Here is a 16,327-nt window from a genome sequence, read left to right on the forward strand (position 1 = left end):
CAGTATCGGGACGACCCTCCGCCTTGCGATCGCACGCACCAGACGCCGCCCGGCCTGCCCTTCGGGCAGACGACGCTACTTTCGAAACACGCCCTCGGCCGTGTCCGGCGGGCGGACGGCTCAGGCCCCTCAGGCCCAGATCGCCTTGACCGCGGCGTGACCCGCCGCGGCCGCCCGCCCGTAGAACCCCCGGAGGTTCTCGTGGTATTCGAGGAACTCCTGCCTGACCAGCGTCTCCTCCTGGCCGAGCCTCCCGAACGCCGTAGCGGCGACCTGCCACAGCTCGTCGAAGGAGACCGTTGCGAGGAAGTCCGCTGCCCGTGACACCTCCGGCGGATCCAGGAGCATCATCGGCGGGTCGTGGAGGTCGGCGTCAGCGTGGTGCGCCACCGGGCGGCCGCCGTAGATCGGCAGCGTCCAGGGCTTGTCGGCGTCCGCGCCCGGGACGTCGGCCGCGGCGTAGAGGTCGTTGACGGAGTCCCAGACCTTCGCGAGCGAGGCCGTGACACCCGCCGCGTACTCGTCGGCGTGGCGGTCCCACGCCTCGGACATGAACGCCGCGAGCCAGGTGTGGCCGTCCTGGATCTCGGATGCGGCGACGGCGCGGAAATGCAGGTGGATGCTCACTGCCGGGAGCCCTCCGGTCCGACGGCCCGCCGGTCGGGCCGAGCGGGCCGAACGTACCCGACGGCACTGACACGTCGCCGCCGGCGCCGGTGCCCCACCCGGCGCCGCCCTCAGCGTTCCGACAGCTCCGAGGGGGCCTCCTGGACGACCCAGCCGTTGCCGTCCGGATCCTCGAAGGTCATGAACGAGTTCCAGGTGCCGCCCTTGCCGTCCTCCCAGCCCGTCGCGCCGACGTGCATCACGGCCGAGACGTCGACGCCCCGCCCGACCAGCTCCGCCCGCGCCGCCTCGATGTCCGTGACGCAGAGCTGGAGGCCGTGCAGGCTGCCCGGGGCCATCTCCTTCGTGCCCGGCATCGGCGGCATGCCGCTCAGCATCGCGATCGAACAGCGCGAGCCCGGCGGCGTCGCCTGGATGATCCGCGTGCCCGGCGCCACCTCGTCGTCCAGGTCGATCGTGAAGCCGCACTTGTCGCCGTAGAACTCCTTGGCCCGGTCCATGTCGGTGACAGGGACGGGGACGACTTCCACAGTCCAGTTCATGCCTGCTCCTCTGCTCCTCGGAAACGCCGCCGGATCCGGCCGAACGGCTCGCCCTCGGCGAAGCCGGAGACCGTACGAGGCGCGACCGCGAACACCAGGGCCGTACCACCGTCGCCCACGAACACCCGGTCCCGCACGTCGAATCGCCAATCCGGGCCGTACTTTCGGACTCAGCGGCCGGCGGGCGTCCAGTGCAGCCGGCCGTCGAGACCGATCGCCGCGACCCCGTCCGTCCCCGCGTCCGGCGCCCCGGAGAACAGGAACCCTTCCAGCCGCCACGACGGCTGTCCCCCGCCCCGGCCCAGCGGGGCCGTCGCCAGGAAGCCGGTACGGGAACGGACCGCGAGCATGCCCTCGCCACCGGCCGAAGCACCGGCCGAACCGCCCACCGCCCCGCTCACGGGGCCGTAGCCCGCCACGCCGCCCGCCACCTCCCGTACCGGGGAGGCCAGGCCCGCGCCCGAGAAGTCCGCGGTCCGCAGGTCGCTGGAGGCCGGCTTGCGGAACCAGAGCCGTACGCCCTCGCCGCCCGGCACCGCGGTCGCGCTCAGCGCCAGCGTCGTCGTCGGCAGGCTCGTCCGCACCGGACCCGTCAGAGGGCCGCCCGGGTGCCGCGCCGCCCACACCAGGACGGTCTTCGGGGTGCTCGCGAAGACGTACCCGCGGCCCGCCGCGTCGGTCGCCGCCACCGGGTCGCCGTACAGGTCCTCGCCGCCGAGCGTCCGCCACGGACCCCAGCCGCCGTCCGCGGCCCGCTCGCGCGCCGCGAGCCGGTGACCGCTGTCCCGCAGGACCAGGGTCGCCCGCCCGCCGAGGCCCACGGTCACGGCGGGCGCGCTGATGTCGGAGGTGCCCCGGGCGTCGTCCGGTTCGGGCGTGCCGAGCGAGCGCCACGAGCCGAAGGCGCCGCCCGCCGCCGACTGCTCGGCGGTCACCACCTCGCGCTGGTAGTCCGAGGGGCCGCCGCCGAACGTCGTCCGGGTGCCGAAGACCGCGATACGGCCGTCCGGCAGGAGGACCGAGGTGACCCCGCTGTCCAGGCCGCCGCCCGGCAGCAGCACGGGCCCGCGCCACGACGCCGCGCCCTCGGCCTTCCGCCAGGTCGCGAGGCGCCCGTCGAGGACGGAGAAGGCGTGCAGCCCGCCGTCCCGGTCGCGCTGCACCCAGGAGGTGGAGGTGGACCTGGCGTACCGGACGGTCTGCGCCCAGCCCCGCCCGGCGGGCCGCGCGGCCACCTTCAGGTCGCCGCAGCCGGAGCCGGTCCCGCAGTCGTCGACCCCGTCGAGCCACGCGTACGTCTTCAGGGTCCTGAGCTTCGCGTCCGCCGTCTCGGGGTCGAGCGTGTGCGGCAGGACGCTGGTCGGGTAGCCGAGGTAGTTCTGCACGCCGACGTGCGGATGCCCGGGGACCTCCGCGTACCGGGCGAGGGCGGCCTGGGCGAACCGCGCCCCGTACAGATGGTCCTGATGGTCTCGGAGATGGCCCGACCCCTCGTACGCGCCGGGCGTCGGGTCCTGCATCCGGACGAAGGTCGGCCGGAACCGCTCCAGGATCCCGGCCACCGTCGCGACGACCTGGTCCGCGGTGTACGTGAAGTCCGCCGTGACCGGGGTGCCGGCGGCCCGCTGGGAAGCGAGCGCGGATATGCGGCCGTGCCACAGTCCGTTGAGGCTCTCGGGGCGGTCGTCACTGATCGAACCGGCCTCGCGCAGCTGGAGCCACACCAGCTTGACCTGCGGTTCCGCTCGCAGGGTGTCCATCTCGGCGTACGCGCCGCCGGCCGTGGGTATCGCGATCCGGTCCCAGGGACTGGTCCGGCTGCCGGTGACCATCTCGGCGTACGCGGCGCGGATGCCGTTCTGGCGGGCCTCGGTGTACGCCGCCTTGTCGGGCGCGGTGGCGGCGGCGTCGCCCGGGCGCGCGTTGACACCGTCCGACTCGCCGGAGGTCAGGTAGACGGAGGCCAGGGGGTCGCCGGAGCGGATCGACTGGGAGACGTCCGGGTTCATGAAGAACAGGTCGTCGTCCGGGTGCGCCACGATCTGCACGACGGACGCCTGGCGGGGCGCGGGGCGCTCGGCCGCCGGTTCCTTCGCGGAGGTCCGCGACGGCACCGGAGCGGGCGGCACCGGCACCGGCGCCGCCGCCGGGGCCTTCGGCGCCGCCGTCACCGAAAGCAGCCCGGCGAAGGCGCCGCCCACCAGGGCGGCCGTCACCGCCGTCGAGACGGCCCTGCGACGGGAGGGGAGGGCGGGGTGGCGGAGACGGCGGACGGGCATCGGCGGAGGAGCGCTTTCGCAGGAGGGCGGACGTACGGACAGCGAGACGGGCGTACGGACAGCGAGACGGACGTACGGACAACAAGACGGACTTACAAGAAATACGGTTCATCGGCCCCGAAAAGCGATCAATGTGCGGGACGTCACGTGTGATCCGCTGCGATCCGCAGGCCTGAGCGCCCGCGCCCCCCACTCCGGATAGGCTCGATCTCCCGGGCTCGACCCTGGGAGAGGACCTGGGGTGGGACCTGCTCGGAGGGAGCGGCGGAATGACGGTGCCGGGACGCAGGAGCAGTACCTTCTCACGTCTGCTGCGGCACGGGTTCACCGATCCGTCGGGTGCCGAACGGCTCCTCGACGTGCCCGAGCTCTCCGCCCTCCGCGGCGACGCCGTCCTCCTCGACGCCCTCGGCGCCACGGCCGACCCGGACCTCGCCCTCCGCGGCCTGGTCCGTCTCGTCGAGGCCCAGCCCGAGACCGAGCGGCAGACCCTCACCGCCACCCTGCTCTCCGCCAAGCCCTTCCGGGACCGGCTCCTCGGGGTGCTCGGCGCCTCCGAGGCCCTCGCCGACCACCTGGCCCGCCACCCCCGCGACTGGGAGTCCCTCGTCACCTACGAGGCGGCCGACCTGCACCCGGGGGTCGCGGAGTTCGAGCAGGGACTCGCGGAGGCCACCGACGCCGTCTCGCTGCGGGTCGCCTACCGCCGCTGTCTGCTCGCCATAGCGGCCCGTGACGTGTGCGGCACCACCGACGTCGCCCAGGCCGCCGCCGAGCTCGCCGACCTGGCGACGGCGACCCTGCGCGCCGCGCTCGCCATCGCCCGTACCGCCGAGCCCGCCGACGCCGCCCAGTGCCGGCTCGCCGTGATCGCGATGGGCAAATGCGGCGGCCACGAGCTCAACTACGTCTCCGACGTGGACGTGATCTTCGTCGGCGAACCCGTCGAGGGCGCCGACGAGGGCAAGGCGCTCCAGGCGGCGACCCGCCTCGCCTCGCACCTCATGCGGATCTGCTCGGAGAACAACATCGAGGGCACCATCTGGCCCGTCGACGCCAACCTCCGCCCCGAGGGCCGCAACGGCCCCCTCGTCCGCACGCTCTCCTCCCACCTCGCCTACTACCAGCGCTGGGCCAAGACCTGGGAGTTCCAGGCCCTCCTGAAGGCCCGCGCGGTGGCCGGCGACCCGGAGCTCGGCGCCCAGTACATCGACGCCGTCTCCCCGCTCGTCTGGCAGGCCGCCGAGCGCGAGAACTTCGTCCCCGACGTGCAGAAGATGCGCCGCCGCGTCGTCGACAACATCCCCGTCGCCCACGTCGAGCGCGAGCTCAAGCTCGGCCCCGGCGGACTGCGGGACGTCGAGTTCGCCGTCCAGCTCCTCCAGCTCGTCCACGGCCGCAGCGACGCCGGGCTGCACAGCGGCACCACCCTCGACGCGCTGGCCGCGCTCGCCGCCGGCGGGTACGTCGGCCGGGCCGACGCGGCCCAGCTCGACGAGGCGTACCGCTTCCTGCGCGCCATGGAGCACCGCATCCAGCTCTACCGGCTGCGCCGCACCCACCTCGTCCCCGAGGACGAGGCCGACCTGCGCCGCCTCGGCCGCTCCCTCGGCCTGCGCACCGACCCCGTCACCGCGCTCAACAAGGAGTGGAAGCGGCACGCCGCCGTCGTCCGCCGGCTGCACGAGAAGCTCTTCTACCGGCCGCTGCTCGACGCCGTCGCCCAGCTCGCCCCCGGCGAGATCCGGCTCAGCCCGAAGGCGGCGGGGCAGCGCCTCGAAGCCCTCGGCTACCAGGACCCGGCCGCCGCCCTACGGCACCTGGAGGCGCTCTCCGCCGGGGTGAGCCGCAAGGCCGCGATCCAGCGGACGCTGCTCCCGGTGCTCCTCGGCTGGTTCGCCGACTCGGCCGACCCGGACGCCGGCCTCCTCGGCTTCCGCAAGGTCTCGGACGCCCTCGGCAAGACCCCCTGGTACCTCCGGCTCCTCCGCGACGAGGGCGCCGCCGCCGAGAACCTCGCCCGGGTCCTCTCCGCCGGCCGCCTCGCCCCCGACCTGCTGCTCCGCGCCCCCGAGGCGGTCGCGATCCTCGGCGACCCGGAGGGGCTGAAGCCGCGCGGCCGCGACCACCTGGAGCAGGAGGTCCTGGCGGCGGTGGGCCGCGCGGGCGACGCCGAGCAGGCCGTGGCGGCGGCCCGCGGGGTGCGCCGCAGGGAGTTGTTCCGTACCGCCGCGGCCGACCTCATCGGCTCGTACGGCACCGAGGACAACCCCCGCGAGCGCGACCCCGGCGCGCTGGTCGACCGGGTGGGGGAGGCCGTCACCGACCTCAACGCGGCGACGATCGCGGGCGCGCTGCGGGCCGTCGTGCGCGCCGACTGGGGCGACACGCTCCCGACCCGCTTCGCGGTCATCGGCATGGGCCGCTTCGGCGGGCACGAGCTGGGGTACGGCTCCGACGCCGACGTGCTGTTCGTCCACGAGCCGCGCGAGGGCGTCGACGCCCAGGAGGCGGCGAAGGCCGCGAACAGGGTGGTCGCCGAGATGCGCCGCCTGCTCCAGCTCCCCACCGCCGACCCGCCGTTGCTGATCGACGCCGACCTCAGGCCGGAGGGCAAGAGCGGCCCCCTGGTCCGCACCCTGAAGTCGTACGAGGCCTACTACCGCCGCTGGTCGCTCGTCTGGGAGAGCCAGGCCCTGCTGCGCGCCGAACCCATGGCGGGCGACCGGGAGTTGGCCGACCGGTTCATCGAACTCGTCGGCCCGCTGCGCTATCCCGCCGAGGGCCTCGGCGAGGACGCCGTCCGCGAGATCCGCCGCCTCAAGGCCCGGATGGAGTCCGAGCGGCTGCCGCGCGGCGCCGACCCGACGCTCCACGCCAAGCTGGGGCGCGGCGGCCTGAGCGACGTCGAGTGGACGGTCCAGCTGATCCAGATGCGGCACGGCTGGGCGGAGCCGGGGCTGCGGACGACCCGTACCCGCGAGGCCCTCAGGGCCGCGCAGGCGGCGGGCCTGATCCCGGCGGAGGAGGCGCAGACCCTCGACGAGGCCTGGGTCCTCGCCACCCGCGTCCGCAACGCCGTGATGCTGGTCCGCGGCCGCCCCGGCGACACCTTCCCCTCGGACCCGCGTGAACTCGCCGCGGTCGGACGGTACTTGGGGTACGGCCCCGGCCACGTCGGCGAACTGGTCGACGACTACCGCCGCGTCACCCGTCGCGCCAGGGCCGTCGTCGAGGAGCTGTTCTACGGCGCGTAGGCCTCCCGCACGTGCGCCAGGTATCCCTTGAGCGCCAGCTCGAAGGCCTGGTCCGCGCGGCCCTCCGGCACCGCGCCGAGCGCGCGGGCCAGCCGGGGCGTGGCCGCCTCGTCGGCGAGTTCCCACATCGTCTCGGGGGCGGCCAGGTCGAGCGCCGAGCCGAGGACCAGGTTCTCCAGGGCGATGATCACCGGCATGACGTCCGGCAGCGCGAACCCGGCGTCGAGGAGGAGCCCGACGGCATGCTCGTACTGGGCGAGGACCTTGGGCGCCCGCACCGGTGAGGTCATGAGCAGCGGGATCACGCGCGGGTGGGCGGCGAAGGCCGACCGGTAGGAGCGCGCCCAGGCCTCCATCGCCGCGTCCCAGGGCTCCAGACGCAGCGTCTCGCCGTCGATCGCGTCGCAGACGCGCTCGCGGAGCAGCTCCACGATCCCGTCGCGGCCGTCCACGTGGTGGTACACCGACGCGGTCTGCACCCCGAGCTCCCTGGCGATCCGAGGGACGCTGAATTCACCCTGGGCGTCGACGAGTCGGAGCGCCGTCGTGGTGATGGGCCGAGCCCACTGAGCCCGCCGAATCCGCCGAGCCCGCCGAGCCCGCCGAATCCGTACCCACCGAAGGAGAAGACCCGTCGTGTCCGCACCCGACCTCGTCCTCGTCAACGCCCGCGTCCGCGACCCCGAGCTGACCGGTGCCACCGCCGTCGCCGTCCACGGCGGAGTGATCACCGCCCTCGGCGACACCACCGACGCCCGCGACTGGGCCGGACCCGGCACCGAGACCGTCGACCTGGCCGGCGCCACCCTCACGCCCGGCCTCACCGACGCCCACAGCCACCCCGTCTGGGGCCTGGAGATGTACACCGGCGCCGACCTCTCGGCCGTCACCGACCTCGAAGGGCTCCGCGCCGCCCTCCGGACCGCCGAGCGCCGCGACGGCTGGGTCCTCGGCTTCGGCCTCGACCACAACGTCTTCGGCGGCCGCCCCGTCCACCGCGACCTGATCGAGGACGTCCTCGGCGGCGCCCCCGCCCACCTGCGCCTCTACGACGGACACTCCGCCCTGGTCAGCGGGACCGCCCTCAAGGCCGCGGGCATCGACGGGCCCCGCGCCTTCACCCAGCGCTCCGAGATCGTGACCGGCGCCGACGGCCGCCCCACCGGGCACCTGGTCGAGCACGCCGCCATGGACCTGATGACCCCGGTCCTGCCCGCCCAGCCGTACGCCGAGCGCCGCGACCGGCTCGTCGAGCTCCTCGGCGGCATGGCCGCCACCGGCCTCACCGGCGCCCACGTCATGGACCTCGGCGGACACGACGTCCCCGGGCTGCTCGCCGCCCTGGAGGAGGACGGCGACCTGCCGCTGCGTCTGCGCCTCGCGCCCTGGTGCATGCCGGGCGCCACCGAGGAGGAGCTGGACGGTCTCGTACGGCTCCAGGAGCGGGCCGGCCGGCTCTGGCGGATCGGCGGCGTCAAGTTCTTCATGGACGGCACCGTCGAGGGCGGCACCGCCTGGCTGGAGCACGCCGACTGCCACGGCCAGGGCACCGACGCCTTCTGGCCCGACCCGGCCGCGTACTCCGCCGCCGTACGCCACCTCCACCGCGCCGGCGTCGGCACCGCCACCCACGCCATCGGCGACGCCGCCGTCCGGCACGTCCTCGACACCGTGGAAGCCCTCGGCACGGGCGGTCCCCGCCACCGGATCGAGCACATCGAGACGGTCCCCGACGACCAGCTCGGCCGCTTCGCCGCGCTCGGTGTCGTCGCCTCCATGCAGCCGCCGCACACCGCGTACACCCGCGCCGACCACACCGACGAGTGGTCCAAGCGGCTCGGCGAGGAGCGCGCGGCCCGCGCCTGGCGCTGCCGCGACCTGCGGGAGGCCGGCGCGCACCTCGCGCTGGGCTCCGACTGGCCGATCGCCCACCACGACGCCCGTCAGGTCCTCGCCACCGCCCGGGCACCGCTCGGCGCGGCCTCTGCCCGGCACGGGCTGACCGGGCTGATGGCCCTGGAGGGCATGACCACGCACGCGGCGGTCGCGGCGGGGGAGGAGGCGGTCGCCGGGCGGATCGCCCCGGGCTTCCGGGCCGACCTCACGGCCTTCGCCGTGGACCCCGTGGAGGCCCCGGCGGACGAGGTCGAAACGACAGCGATCCGGCTCACCGTCACCGGTGGCCGGATCGCGTACGGGCAGGACTGAGCGGAGGGGGGTTACCGGTTGGAGCCGACCGGGCGCTCGGCGTCCGGCGCGTCCTGCTCCGCCTCGCGGTCCGTGTCCTTCGCGCCCTCCGAAGGACGCGGACCGCCCTGGGCGACCGGAGCGGCCGGCTCCACCAGCTTGGGCAGCTTGTGCGGCCGGGAGCCGTACCAGAAGTACGAGACCATGAAGCCGAAGGCCAGGCAGATCATGCCGCCGACCGCGTCCAGCCAGAAGTGATTGGCGGTCGCGACGATCACGACGAGGGTGACCGTCGGATAGAGCAGGCCCAGGATCTTCGCCCAGGGCGCCTTGGCCAGAAGGAAGATCGTCAGCCCGCACCAGAGCGACCAGCCGATGTGCATCGACGGCATCGCCGCGTACTGGTTCGACACGTGCTTGAGGTTGCCCGAGGCCATCGAGCCCCAGGTCTCGTGGACGAGGACCGTGTCGACGAAGTCGAGGTCGGTCATGAGCCGGGGCGGCGCGAGCGGATACAGGTAGTAACCGACCAGCGCCACACCGGTGGTGGCGAACAGAACGGTACGGAACGCCCCGTAACGGCCCGGCTGCCATCGGTACAGCCACACGAGTACACCGATGGTCACGATGAAGTGCAGCGTGGCGTAGTAGTAGTTCATCGAGACGATCAGCCAGGTCACCGAGTTCACGGCGTGGTTGACGGTGTGCTCGAAGGCCAGGCCGATGGACTGCTCGGCCTGCCAGATCCAGTCGGCGTTCTTGAACGCCTGGGCCTTCTGCTCCGGCACCGCGTTGCGGATGAGGGAGTACGTCCAGTAGCTCACCGCGATGAGCAGGATCTCGAACCAGATCGTGGGACGCCGGGGCCCGCGCGTCCGCAGCCGCGACAGCCTGCCGTCGGCCACAGTGGGTGACGACGGGGTCGTCCGGTCGTCCAAACTCTTCACGGTCGTTTCACCCATAGGCAGAGAGTGTGCCAGATCCCCTCCCCCCGACCGATCATCCTACGGACGGGTGACGGGCGCACCCGCTCCCCCTCAGGGAGGAGCCCTCAGGGACGAGAGGGAGCCGAGGCCGTTGAACCGCGAACGACCAGCTCAGGCATGAAGACGAACTCCGAGTGCGGGGCCGGTGTGCCCCCCACCTCTTCGAGCAGCGCGCGGACCGCGGCCTGTCCCATCGCCTGCACGGGCTGCCGGATGGTGGTCAGCGGCGGATCGGTGAAAGCTATGAGGGGAGAGTCGTCGAAACCGACGACGGAGACGTCCCGCGGCACGTCGAGGCCCTGCTGCCGGGCGGCCCTGATCGCGCCGAGCGCCATCATGTCGCTCGCGCAGACGACCGCCGTGCAGCCCCGGGAGATCAGCGCCCCGGCCGCCGCCTGGCCGCCCTCCAGGGTGTACAGGGAGTGCTGGATCAGCTCCTCGGACTCCTCGGGGCCGAGACCGAAGCGCTCCGCCATGCCCTGCTGGAAGCCCTCTATCTTGCGGAGCACCGGCACGAACCGCTTCGGTCCCACGGCGAGCCCGATCCGGGTGTGCCCGAGCGAGGCCAGGTGCGTCACGGCGAGCCGCATCGCGGCCCGGTCGTCGGGGGAGACGAAGGGCGCCTGGACCTTGGGGGAGAAGCCGTTGAGGAGGACGTACGGGACGCCCTTGCCGCGCAGCTGGTCGTAGCGCGTCATGTCGGCGGTGGTGTCGGCGTGCAGTCCGGAGACGAAGATGATGCCGGCGACGCCGCGCTCCACGAGCATGTCGGTGAGTTCGTCCTCGGTGGACCCGCCGGGGGTCTGGGTGGCGAGGATCGGCGTGTAGCCCTGCCGGGTCAGGGCCTGCCCGATGACCTGCGCGAGCGCGGGGAAGATCGGGTTGTCCAGTTCGGGGGTGATGAGGCCGACGAGCCCCGCGCTGCGCTGGCGCAGTCGTACGGGCCGCTCGTAGCCGAGCACGTCGAGCGCGGCGAGGACGGATTCACGGGTGGCCGTGGCCACGCCGGGCTTGCCGTTGAGCACGCGGCTGACTGTGGCCTCACTGACCCCCGCCTGGGCTGCGATGTCGGAAAGCCGCGCGGTCATGAGGATGGACTGTACCGGTCACGCGGCGTATTGCCCACCGCACGGTAGATGCAAGCCACCTCGCAAGGTCTTGCAGTCCTTGCAGGGCGTGCGGGGTCGGTCACAGGGCGCACGTGGGCACCGGAGGGCGCGCGAGAGGCTTGTGTCACCTGATGTCAAGCGATGCGATGGCAACCTTAGGGACACGTCGATGTAACGATCGCCGGTGCTTGCAGAAAGTTCTCGCAAGGTCTTTCGGCTCGTTTTCATCTTTGTTACGTTCCTGGCAACCCGGAGCGCCGCGAGGGAGCGGTCGCATGAGGAAGGTTCCAGCCCCTCGTCCCCCGGGATCAGTTGAAGGAGTTCACATGCGGCGTGGCATAGCGGCTACCGCTCTGGTCGCGGCCCTGGGCGTGACCCTGGCGGCGTGCGGGAGTGACGGCGGTTCGAACGGCGGCGGCTCCAAGAGCTCGGGCGAGCTCTCCGGCGCCGTGACCTGGTGGGACACCTCCACGGTCGGCTCCGAGGACAAGGTCTTCAAGAAGATCGCCGAGGACTTCGAGAAGAAGCACCCCAAGGTCACCGTCAAGTACGTCAACGTGCCGTTCGGTGAGGCACAGAACAAGTTCAAGAACGCCGCGCAGTCCGGCTCCGGCGCCCCCGACGTCATCCGCTCCGAGGTCGCCTGGACCCCCGAGTTCGCGGACCTCGGCTACCTCGCCCCGCTCGACGGCACCGCGGCCCTGAAGAACAACGAGGACTTCCTCAAGCAGGCCGCCGCCTCCACCCAGTACAAGGGCAAGACCTACGGCGTCCCGCAGGTCATCGACTCCATGGGCATCTTCTACAACAAGAAGATCTTCAAGGAGGCCGGCGTCGAGGTCCCCAAGACCATCGACGAGCTCAAGACCGTCTCCGCCAAGATCAAGCAGAAGACCGGCAAGACCGGCCTGTACCTGCGCGGCGACGACGCCTACTGGTTCCTCTCCTTCCTGTACGGCGAGGGCGGCGACCTCGTCGACGCCGAGAAGAAGACGGTCACCGTCGACGGCCCCGCCGGCGTGAAGGCCTTCAAGGTCGTCAAGGACCTGGTGGACTCGAAGGCCGCGATCACCGACGCGACCAACGGTTGGGACAACATGCAGTCGGCCTTCAAGGACGGCAAGGTCGCCATGATGATCAACGGCCCGTGGGCCGTCTCCGACACCTACGCCGGCAAGGAGTTCACGGACAAGGCCAACCTGGGCATCGCCCCGGTCCCCGCCGGTTCGGCCGGCCAGGGTGCCCCGCAGGGCGGTCACAACCTCGCCGTCTACGCGGGCTCCAAGAACCTCGACGCCTCCTACGCCTTCGCCGAGTACATGACCTCGGCCGAGACGCAGGCGACGGTCGCGAAGGAGCTCAGCCTCCTCCCGACCCGCGAGTCCGTCTACATCAAGCCGGACGTGGCGACCAACGAGATGATCACCTTCTTCAAGCCGGTCGTCGACAAGGCCGTCGAGCGCCCCTGGATCCCGGAGACCGGCAGCCTCTTCGCGCCGCTCGTCACCGAGTACACCAAGGTCCTCACCGGCCAGACCACCCCGGACACGGGAGCGAAGGCGACGGGCGACGCCTACCGCAAGCTCCTGAAGGACTGGAAGTAACAGGAAGGCAGGCCGGCTGATGGCTGTGGACACCCCCAGCCAGTCGGTGGTGAAGGCCGCGGGCGACGACGTCGCCCGCGGCCGGAGCCGCGGAACTGGTAAGCCCCGGGGCGCGGCGAAGCGCTCCCACTCCACCTACTGGTACGCCTGGGCGATGATCGCCCCGGTGACCGTCGTGATCGCCGTGATCATCGGCTATCCACTGGTCCGCGGCGTCTACCTGTCGTTGACGAACGCCAACGAGCGGAACGTAGCCCGCTCGATCGGTGTCAACGAGATGCCGGCCACGTACGAGTTCATCGGTCTGGAGAACTACACCGAGGCGATCACCGGGAACCAGTTCCTCGGCACTCTTGGCTGGACGATCGTCTGGACCGTGTCGTGCGTGGCGGTCACCTTCGTCCTCGGTCTGGCCCTCGCCAACGTCCTCAACCGCAGGATCGCCGGCCGCTCCGTCTACCGGATGCTGCTCATCCTGCCCTGGGCCGTTCCCGGCTTCGTCTCCGTCTTCGCCTGGCGCTTCCTGTACGACGAGCGCCGCGGCATGCTCAACCAGATCCTCGCCGGCGGCGGCATCGACGCCGTCCCGTGGCTGAACGACCCCACCTGGGCCAAGTTCTCGGTCATCCTCGTGAACGTCTGGCTCGGCATCCCGTTCATGATGGTCGCCCTCCTCGGCGGGCTCCAGTCCATCCCCGGCGAGCTGTACGAGGCCGCCGAGATGGACGGCGCCAACGCCTGGCAGCGCTTCCGGCACATCACCATGCCGGGGCTCAGCTCGGTGTCCACGACGGTGATCCTGCTCTCCACCATCTGGACCTTCAACATGTTCCCGGTGATCTTCCTGCTCACCAGGGGCGGACCCGGCGAGGCCACCCAGATCCTCGTCACCCAGGCGTACAAGTTCTCCTTCGAGATCAGCCCGCGCGACTTCGCCCAGTCGTCCACGTGGGGCGTCCTCATCCTGGTCCTCCTGATGATCTTCGCCGCGATCTACCAGCGCGTCCTCCGCAAGCAGGGAGAAGTCTGGTGACCACCACGACCCCCGTCCCCACCGAGAACATCCAGGTCCGCGGTCGGCGTTCGCCGATCGCCTCGGTCGCGCTGCACGTCACGCTGATCGTGGCGTCCGTGATCGCCGTCTTCCCCGTGCTGTGGGTCCTGCTGACCTCGCTCAAGCCGGCGCAGTACGCCACGACGACGGACTTCTTCAAGGAGACGACGCTCGCGAACTACACGAACCTCCTGAACGACACCCCGTTCCTGACCTGGTTCGCCAACTCGCTGCTCGTCGCCGGTCTCACCACCGTCATCGGCGTCTTCATCTCCGCCACCACGGGCTACGCCGTCAGCCGCTTCCGCTTCCCCGGCAAGCGCGGCCTGATGTGGACGCTGCTCATCACCCAGATGTTCCCGGTCGCCGTCCTCATCGTGCCGATCTACAACATCATGGCGTCGATGGGCCTGCTCAACCAGCCGGTCGGCCTGGTCGTCACGTACCTGACGATCGCGGTCCCGTTCTGCGCGTGGATGATGAAGGGCTTCTTCGACACCATCCCGCGCGAGATCGACGAGTCCGGCTACGTCGACGGCCTCACCCCGTTCGGCACCTTCTGGCGGCTGATCCTGCCGCTGGCCAAGCCGGGCATCGCCGTCACCGCCTTCTACTCCTTCATCACCGCCTGGGGCGAGGTGGCCTACGCCTCCGCCTTCATGGTCGGCGACGAGAACCTCACCCTGGCCGGCGGACTGCAGAAGTTCGTCAACCAGTACGGCGCCCAGTGGGGTCCGATGGCCGCGGCCTCCGTGCTCATCGCCATCCCCGCCGCCCTGGTGTTCCTCCTCGCCCAGCGGCACCTGGTCACCGGCATGTCAGCCGGTGCCGTCAAGGGCTGACGGCCCTGAGCGCCCCTTCTGTACGCACCCCTGTACGCACCTCCTTACCTCCCAGGGAAGACATGACCCAGCATCTCGCCACCCCGGCCGACGCCCCGACCACCGGCACGCACACGGGCTGGTGGAGAGACGCGGTGATCTACCAGGTCTACCCGCGCAGCTTCGCCGACGGCAACGGCGACGGCATGGGCGACCTGGAGGGCATCCGCAGCCGGCTGCCGTACCTCAAGGAACTCGGCGTCGACGCCGTCTGGCTCTCCCCGTTCTACGCCTCGCCGCAGGCCGACGCCGGCTACGACGTCGCCGACTACCGGGCCATCGACCCCATGTTCGGCTCGCTCCTCGACGCCGACGCCGTGATCCGCGACGCCCACGAACTGGGCCTGCGCATCATCGTCGACCTGGTCCCCAACCACTCCTCCGACCAGCACGAGTGGTTCCAGCGCGCGCTGCGCGAGGGCCCCGGGTCCGTCCTGCGGGAGCGCTACCACTTCCGCCCCGGCAAGGGGAAGAACGGCGAACTGCCGCCGAACGACTGGGAGTCCATCTTCGGCGGCCCGGCCTGGACCCGTACCGAGAACCCGGACGGCACCCCCGGCGACTGGTACCTGCACCTGTTCGCCCCGGAGCAGCCCGACTTCAACTGGGAACACCCCGCTGTACGGGACGAGTTCCGCTCGATCCTGCGCTTCTGGCTCGACATGGGCGTCGACGGCTTCCGCGTCGACGTCGCCCACGGCCTCGTCAAGGCCGAGGGCCTGCCCGACCTCGGCGCCCACGACCAGCTGAAGCTGCTCGGCAACGACGTCATGCCCTTCTTCGACCAGGACGGCGTCCACGAGATCTACCGCTCCTGGCGGCAGGTCCTCTCCGAATACGACGGCGAGCGCATCCTCGTCGCCGAGGCCTGGACCCCGACCGTCGACCGCACCGCGAACTACGTGCGCCCCGACGAGATGCACCAGGCCTTCAACTTCCAGTACCTGGGCACCCACTGGGACGCAGCCGAGCTGCGCCGCGTCATCGACGAGTCGCTGCAGGCGATGCTCCCCGTCGGCGCCCCCACCACCTGGGTGCTGTCCAACCACGACGTCACCCGGCACGCCACCCGCTTCGCCAACCCGGCGGGCCTCGGCACCCAGCTGCGCACCCCCGGCGACCGCGCACTCGGTCTGCGCCGGGCCCGCGCCGCGACCCTGCTGATGCTGGCGCTGCCCGGTTCGGCGTACGTCTACCAGGGCGAGGAGCTCGGCCTGCCGGACGTCACCGACCTGCCCGACGAGGTCCGTCAGGACCCGTCGTTCTGGCGGGCCAGCGGCCAGGACGGCTTCCGCGACGGCTGCCGGGTCCCGATCCCGTGGACCGTCGAGGGCTCCTCGTACGGCTTCGGCGACGGCGGCTCCTGGCTGCCGCAGCCCGCGGCCTGGGGCGGCCTGAGCGTCGAGGCCCAGACCGGCGACCCCGGCTCCACCCTGGAGCTGTACCGCAGCGCGCTCGCCGTGCGCCGCGAGCGCCCCGAACTCGGTGCGGGTGAAGGCGTCCAGTGGCTGGAGGCACCCGAGGGTGTGCTCTCCTTCCGCCGCGACGGCTTCGTCTGCACCGCCAACACCACCGGCCGGGCCATCTCCGTCCCGCTGCCCGGCCGGTATCTCCTCTCCAACGAGGAAGTGCGGATCGTCGACGACGAGGCCTTGGTGCCCGCCGACACCACCGTCTGGTGGGCGGTGTGACGATCCCCCTGCCGCGGGGGGGCCGGCACGGGGGCCCCCCGCGGGCGGGGCGCGCGCCGGGGGGTGTAAAAAAAAAACAACCCACCAAACACACAACCCGCGCGGAGTGG

Annotated in this window: 12 protein-coding genes; 6 read left to right on the forward strand and 6 right to left on the reverse strand. The window is 71.9% G+C overall.

Annotated features, from left to right (window positions below; genetic code table 11):
* Positions 1-129: 129 nt before the first annotated feature.
* From ACWFR1_RS29165 to ACWFR1_RS29175, 3 genes are all read right to left on the reverse strand, one after another.
* Positions 130-627 (reverse strand): DUF1877 family protein, encoded by a 498-nt coding sequence (locus tag ACWFR1_RS29165; RefSeq protein ID WP_453556306.1) that lies wholly within the window; start codon positions 625-627, stop codon positions 130-132.
* Between the two features lie 110 nt (positions 628-737).
* Positions 738-1,169: a VOC family protein gene (locus ACWFR1_RS29170; RefSeq protein WP_453556309.1), complete on the reverse strand. Its 432-nt coding sequence runs from the start codon at positions 1,167-1,169 to the stop codon at positions 738-740.
* Between the two features lie 170 nt (positions 1,170-1,339).
* Complete coding sequence (locus ACWFR1_RS29175; RefSeq protein ID WP_453556312.1) at positions 1,340-3,448, reverse strand: PIG-L family deacetylase; 2,109 nt, start codon at positions 3,446-3,448, stop codon at positions 1,340-1,342.
* A gap of 269 nt (positions 3,449-3,717) precedes the next feature.
* Here ACWFR1_RS29175 and ACWFR1_RS29180 point away from each other — a divergent pair, with 269 nt between their 5' ends.
* Positions 3,718-6,705 (forward strand): bifunctional [glutamine synthetase] adenylyltransferase/[glutamine synthetase]-adenylyl-L-tyrosine phosphorylase, encoded by a 2,988-nt coding sequence (locus ACWFR1_RS29180; protein ID WP_453556315.1) that lies wholly within the window; start codon positions 3,718-3,720, stop codon positions 6,703-6,705.
* On the opposite strand, the gene ACWFR1_RS29185 is transcribed toward ACWFR1_RS29180, so the two are convergent.
* Positions 6,693-7,286, reverse strand: a complete 594-nt coding sequence (locus ACWFR1_RS29185) for a TetR/AcrR family transcriptional regulator (RefSeq protein ID WP_453556429.1) — start codon at positions 7,284-7,286, stop codon at positions 6,693-6,695. The two genes, ACWFR1_RS29180 and ACWFR1_RS29185, sit on opposite strands and share 13 nt — an antisense overlap.
* Positions 7,287-7,341: 55 nt before the next feature.
* Between ACWFR1_RS29185 and ACWFR1_RS29190 the strand changes: the two genes are divergently transcribed.
* Complete coding sequence (locus ACWFR1_RS29190; protein WP_453556318.1) at positions 7,342-8,913, forward strand: amidohydrolase; 1,572 nt, start codon at positions 7,342-7,344, stop codon at positions 8,911-8,913.
* Positions 8,914-8,924: 11 nt separating this feature from the next.
* Here the strand turns inward: ACWFR1_RS29190 and ACWFR1_RS29195 are convergent, their stop codons facing one another.
* Both ACWFR1_RS29195 and ACWFR1_RS29200 read right to left on the reverse strand, forming a co-directional pair.
* Positions 8,925-9,854, reverse strand: coding sequence for a phosphatase PAP2 family protein (locus ACWFR1_RS29195; protein ID WP_453556321.1), 930 nt, complete (start codon positions 9,852-9,854; stop codon positions 8,925-8,927).
* A gap of 89 nt (positions 9,855-9,943) precedes the next feature.
* Positions 9,944-10,966, reverse strand: a complete 1,023-nt coding sequence (locus tag ACWFR1_RS29200) for a LacI family DNA-binding transcriptional regulator (protein ID WP_453556323.1) — start codon at positions 10,964-10,966, stop codon at positions 9,944-9,946.
* Between the two features lie 347 nt (positions 10,967-11,313).
* On the opposite strand from ACWFR1_RS29200, the gene ACWFR1_RS29205 reads away from it, so the two are divergent.
* The 4 genes from ACWFR1_RS29205 to ACWFR1_RS29220 all read left to right on the forward strand — a co-directional run bounded on the left by ACWFR1_RS29205 (position 11,314) and on the right by ACWFR1_RS29220 (position 16,217).
* Complete coding sequence (locus tag ACWFR1_RS29205; RefSeq protein WP_453556325.1) at positions 11,314-12,591, forward strand: extracellular solute-binding protein; 1,278 nt, start codon at positions 11,314-11,316, stop codon at positions 12,589-12,591.
* Positions 12,592-12,610: 19 nt separating this feature from the next.
* Positions 12,611-13,624, forward strand: a complete 1,014-nt coding sequence (locus tag ACWFR1_RS29210) for a carbohydrate ABC transporter permease (protein WP_453556328.1) — start codon at positions 12,611-12,613, stop codon at positions 13,622-13,624.
* On the forward strand, positions 13,618-14,487 hold the full coding sequence (locus tag ACWFR1_RS29215; RefSeq protein ID WP_453556431.1) for a sugar ABC transporter permease: 870 nt from the start codon (positions 13,618-13,620) through the stop codon (positions 14,485-14,487). The genes ACWFR1_RS29210 and ACWFR1_RS29215 overlap by 7 nt, the downstream gene beginning before the upstream one ends.
* Before the next feature lie 62 nt (positions 14,488-14,549).
* Entirely contained in the window at positions 14,550-16,217 is a 1,668-nt protein-coding gene (locus ACWFR1_RS29220) for a glycoside hydrolase family 13 protein (RefSeq protein ID WP_453556330.1), read from the forward strand.
* Positions 16,218-16,327 lie beyond the last annotated feature (110 nt).

This window comes from Streptomyces sp. NPDC055103 (genome assembly GCF_053607625.1).

What these genes read in the sequence shown, in the direction of transcription:
- ACWFR1_RS29200 (WP_453556323.1), bottom strand. Translation starts at nt 10,966, where the DNA reads ATGACCGCGCGGCTTTCCGACATCGCAGCCCAGGCGGGGGTCAGTGAG.
- ACWFR1_RS29220 (WP_453556330.1), top strand. Translation starts at nt 14,550, where the DNA reads ATGACCCAGCATCTCGCCACCCCGGCCGACGCCCCGACCACCGGCACG.
- ACWFR1_RS29175 (WP_453556312.1), bottom strand. Translation starts at nt 3,448, where the DNA reads ATGCCCGTCCGCCGTCTCCGCCACCCCGCCCTCCCCTCCCGTCGCAGG.
- ACWFR1_RS29195 (WP_453556321.1), bottom strand. Translation starts at nt 9,854, where the DNA reads ATGGGTGAAACGACCGTGAAGAGTTTGGACGACCGGACGACCCCGTCG.
- ACWFR1_RS29210 (WP_453556328.1), top strand. Translation starts at nt 12,611, where the DNA reads ATGGCTGTGGACACCCCCAGCCAGTCGGTGGTGAAGGCCGCGGGCGAC.
- ACWFR1_RS29170 (WP_453556309.1), bottom strand. Translation starts at nt 1,169, where the DNA reads ATGAACTGGACTGTGGAAGTCGTCCCCGTCCCTGTCACCGACATGGAC.
- ACWFR1_RS29180 (WP_453556315.1), top strand. Translation starts at nt 3,718, where the DNA reads ATGACGGTGCCGGGACGCAGGAGCAGTACCTTCTCACGTCTGCTGCGG.
- ACWFR1_RS29205 (WP_453556325.1), top strand. Translation starts at nt 11,314, where the DNA reads ATGCGGCGTGGCATAGCGGCTACCGCTCTGGTCGCGGCCCTGGGCGTG.